The following is a 4,607-nucleotide window of genomic DNA, read 5'->3' as shown; positions in this document are numbered from 1 at the left end:
TTCCGGTACCTTGTTGAGAATCATGGTTACCGAGTATTTGCTTTCGAAGCTGACTTCGGTGAGTCGCTATTTGTTGGGGAAGCAGTTCAAGAAGGGTTGAAAAGTCAGATTCCAGAGCTAATGTCGGAGAAGATGCACTTCTGGACGTGGAGGACTCGTGAGGTGCAAAATCTACTGGAATGGATGAGCGAATACAATGTGGGAAAGTCTGAAAAGGAGAAAGTACATTACATGGGAGTAGACTGCCAGTACAATACCTACCATCCCGAGCTATTAAAGCAGTACCTACAGGCTGCTGATCCATCATTGATGCCGTTTGCCGAAGAGGTGTTTTCGGAAGCAGAAACGGCGGCTAAAGATAGGTTTAAAGGATATCCTCCCGAAAAATTTACAGCTTACCTCGGACAGATTGATGCTCTGCAAGACTCAATGATTACTCAACAAAACATGTTAGTAGCCGCCACCTCAGAAAAAGAATTTGAGCTTCACTTGAGAATATTACGCGTGATCCGGCAAGTTTCTGAAGTAATGTATCACCGGACTGTTGAAGACTACTCAGTGAATTATCGGGATAAATATATGGCTGAAAACATCACCTGGCTGTTAGATTATTTTGATGGAGAAAAGGTAGTTCTATGGGCACATAATGCCCACATTGCTAACGATCCAACTTATGGGTCAGGATCAATCGGGCATTATTTGCTCCAGGAGCTTCCCAACGATTATTCTACCGTAGGCTTCATGTTCTCAAAGGGTGACTTCACAGCAATGGGTTATGAAAATGATCAGTCCACTGGTTTAAAAAAGCATACGATTGATGAACAGCCTCAGGGAGAATCGCTAACGGAAATATTCTATAATACTAGCAATTCAGCGTTTACGGTTAGTGTAAACGACTTGCAGAAGCATACTGAGTGGAATGATTTTTTTAGTGAAGACAGGCACTACTTATCAATAGGCGCAGTCTTCAATGGTCAGCCGGAAAACTACTACCGCAACTTCCACTCTGATCTCTACGATCGCATTATCTATTTTGATGTAACAACTGCTTCACAGACATTTCGGTAATAAAGATGATGCTGAAACTTCTTAGTAGTGTAACCCAGAGACTGATTTTGATAGTGACTAATCTGATTGTTTTTTCCATCATGATTAGTATTGCTTTAAGTGATGCTTATGCCCAAAACGCCCCATCTACTCCTCGTATAATACTGGATACCGACATGGGTTCCGATTGCGATGATGTGGGTGCTTTGGCACTGCTGAACGAATACGCCAATCAGGGTAAGGTAGAAATAGTTGGAATAATATACAGTTCGGGGGCGGTTCCCTATGGAGTAGGAGTTATTGATGCTATTAACCATTACTACGGAAATGAGCAGATACCTATTGGGGCTAGCTACGATAGCTTGTTCGGCGATCCGGTAGATAAGATGCTAGCCGAAAAGTTAGCCAAAGATACCAGTGCTTTCCACCACAGGTTCATCACCAATACTGATGTGCCGGAACAAACTCATTTACTAAGAACACTACTGGCCAATCAGGTGGATACCAGCATTGTATACGTGACCGTAGGCCATACAAAAGGCTTGTACGATTTGCTTACCTCTTCGCCGGATAGTATATCCGACCTCTCGGGCTACGAATTAGCGAAAACTAAAATAAAAAAGTGGGTGGCATTAGGCGCACTTAATGCCGATAACTCCGAGGGGAACTACGTACAGGATTGGAATTTTTTTCGTAACAAAACGGTGCCATTTACGCACTATTTAGCCAGCAATTTTCCTCGTCCTACCTACTTCGTCAGCGGTGGCGGTAATGTAATGACGGGCAAATCATTAGCGGCAACCCCTCCCGGAAACATCGTTAGAACCGCCTACCGCGACTGGCTATGGAATATGGAAAAGAAAACACTGCACGATCAGCGGCCCAGTTGGGATTTAGTCACTGTCTACTTTGCGGTGGAAGAACCTACCCAACACTTTACAGTACGAACTGACGGATACTTACAAGTTGATCTTGAACAAGGAAGCAGGTGGATTACAGCCGATACTACCACTAACCATCACTTCGTTTCACAATATCCAAAGAGCAATATCGAACTCGCAAATTACCTGAATCAACTAATTGCTAAACCATTGGAGGATTAAATACAATTGAGGCATCTGTCACTATACCCTTCTTAGACCAACATCACTCTAAAATTCTATATTAGCCTGAATATCAGCATACTCTAGCCTTCTAAAATACGCACTTTCTTGTTGCGGTACCTTTCGTTGAACCCAGCGATACCCTGCAACCCACCTGTGTGTATCGTTAAAACTCGAGTGCCTGATGGGAAGTATTCCTGTCTAATTAAATCGAAAAGTCCGTAGAATAACTTACCGTTGTAGACCGGATCGAGTGGTATTCGATACTTCTGGTAGAAATCGTTAATGAAATCAACTAGTTCGGTATTCGCCTTAGCGTAACCACCAAAATGATAGTCGGTAATTAGCTGATAGTTGGTATATTTTTGGTTGTTGTAATCAGTAGTAAGCTGATTGATTTCATCATACAGAAAATGTCCACCTTTCAGGGCAGGAAACCCGAGAAGCTGTTTTTTCCCGGCTAGTTGCACCAGTAGTCCGGCGAGTGTACCTCCGGTACCGACGCTACTGCAAACGATGTCGTACTCCAACGGGGTAGGTAATATCTCCGAGCAGCCTTTTACTGCCAACCTATTCGTGCCGCCTTCGGGAAGCTGATAGAACGAGCCGAATTTTTGTTGGAGATACTCCGTGAAAAAAGCACTCGCTTTAGCCCGATAATCTTCCCGGCTCACAAATTGCAACTGCATTCCTTGAGCTTCGGCAAATTGTAAAGTAGGATTTAGTGCCAGCGGTCGTTCACCCCGGATAATGCCAATGGTATTAAACCCGTATAACTTTCCGGCGGCGGCAGTAGCATAAATATGGTTGGAGTAAGCTCCGCCAAAAGTTAATAGTGTACTTTTACCTTCGGTTCGGGCTTGCTGTAGGTTGTACTTTAGCTTGTACCATTTGTTCCCCGAAAGTTTAGGGTACATCAGGTCAAGCCGTAGTACCGATACTTGAACCCGAGCTGAGGTTAGCCAAGGGTTATCCAGTTGTTGAATAACCGGAGCAGCATTACGCATTTTAGCTAGACACATAAGATTGGACAAAATGCATAAATTTGTCCCCGAAAGAAAGTTACTACTATGAGTTTTGATAATACTGAAGAAGCAGAAGAGTCCGAAGAGTTATTTGAGCACCATCGTCTGGTGGCATCGCCCAATCAGGAATTACTGCGACTCGATAAATACTTAATTACTTTTTTACCCAACGTAACTCGTTCTAAAGTGCAGGCAGCCATTAAGGAAGGTTATGTGCTGGTGAATGAACAGCCGGTCAAGTCCAATTACAAAGTTCGCCCCGACGATGAGATTGTAGTTTCACTGCCCACCCCACCCCGCGACACCGATGTGCATCCCGAAGATATTCCGCTGAACATTGTGTACGAAGATGACTATCTGCTCGTGGTTAATAAACCCGCCGGGATGGTGGTGCATCCGGCCTACCAAAATTGGTCGGGCACGCTAGTGAATGCGCTGGTGTATCATTTTCAGCAACTGCCCCACATGCAGGGCAACGAGGGCCGTCCGGGTTTGGTACATCGCATTGATAAAGATACCTCAGGCTTACTCGTTATCGCCAAAACCGAGCAAGCCATGACTGGATTAGCTAAACAGTTTTTCCACCATAGCATTGAGCGCACCTATCTGGCACTCGTCTGGGGCGAACCGGAAGAACCACAGGGCACCATTGATGTTCACCTAGGCCGTAGCCTGAAAGATCGGCGGGTAACGGCGGCTTTTCCGAAGGGCGATGTGGGGAGAAATGCCATTACCCACTACAAGGTACTTCGCACGCTGCGCTACGTTTCGTTACTCCAGTGCCAACTGGAAACCGGTCGCACCCACCAGATTCGGGCGCATATGAAGTATTTGGGCCATCCGTTGTTTAACGATGCTTTGTACGGAGGAAGCGAGATTCGGAAAGGCACGAAGTTTACGAAGTACAAACAGTTCGTGGATAACTGCTTTAAGCTTATGCCCCGCCAATCTCTTCACGCCAAATCACTTGGCTTTGAGCATCCGGTTACCAAAGAGCAGCTATTTTTTGACTCAGAATTACCCGAAGACTTTCAGGCCGTTTTAGCCAAATGGGATCATTATGTGCAGTATAATTGAGGAAATTCGCGGTAACTTAGATCATTTTTTGACTATACAGTATATACAGATGAAATTCTTTAACTGCAATTATTCTCAAATAAGAGACACTCAAAGCCATTAAAGCATGACAGTTGATATTATTAGGTTATAGAATCTTTACTTATTAGTGATAATTATTAATCATTGAATAACCTAATTTAATTACTCTTTTGGTAACCGAAATAACATTGAAAGTAACAGTCTTTGTAATCGTTTTGATCTACGAACTAGCAGATAAAATTGTAATAATTTCCCTATGGACTTGGGCATCTAATGCCTTAACTTTAGTTGGTATTCCAATTCTAATTTTCTGGATAGGTGAAGTTATTAAGAC

At 43.8% G+C, this 4,607-nt stretch carries 4 protein-coding genes; 3 read left to right on the top strand and 1 reads right to left on the bottom strand.

What is annotated here, in order from left to right; all coding sequences use genetic code 11:
- On the top strand, positions 1 to 1,068 hold a 1,068-nt coding region (locus tag WBA23_RS08295; protein ID WP_424581807.1), incomplete at its 5' end, for an erythromycin esterase family protein.
- Between the two features lie 80 nt (positions 1,069 to 1,148).
- A complete protein-coding gene (locus tag WBA23_RS08290) occupies positions 1,149 to 2,150 on the top strand; it encodes a nucleoside hydrolase (RefSeq protein ID WP_424581806.1) in 1,002 nt (333 codons plus the stop codon).
- 83 nt (positions 2,151 to 2,233) lie between these two features.
- Here WBA23_RS08290 and WBA23_RS08285 read toward each other — a convergent pair whose 3' ends face one another.
- Positions 2,234 to 3,172, bottom strand: coding sequence for a 1-aminocyclopropane-1-carboxylate deaminase/D-cysteine desulfhydrase (locus tag WBA23_RS08285; protein ID WP_424581805.1), 939 nt, complete (start codon positions 3,170 to 3,172; stop codon positions 2,234 to 2,236).
- 48 nt (positions 3,173 to 3,220) lie between these two features.
- On the opposite strand from WBA23_RS08285, the gene WBA23_RS08280 reads away from it, so the two are divergent.
- Positions 3,221 to 4,252, top strand: coding sequence for an RluA family pseudouridine synthase (locus WBA23_RS08280; protein WP_424581804.1), 1,032 nt, complete (start codon positions 3,221 to 3,223; stop codon positions 4,250 to 4,252).
- Positions 4,253 to 4,607: the final 355 nt, after the last annotated feature.

It is taken from the genome of Tunicatimonas sp., assembly GCF_049647865.1.
Lineage (GTDB): Bacteria > Bacteroidota > Bacteroidia > Cytophagales > Cyclobacteriaceae > Tunicatimonas.
Note: the sequence above shows the minus strand (reverse complement) of the source record. Positions and strands in the feature narration are given on the sequence as shown.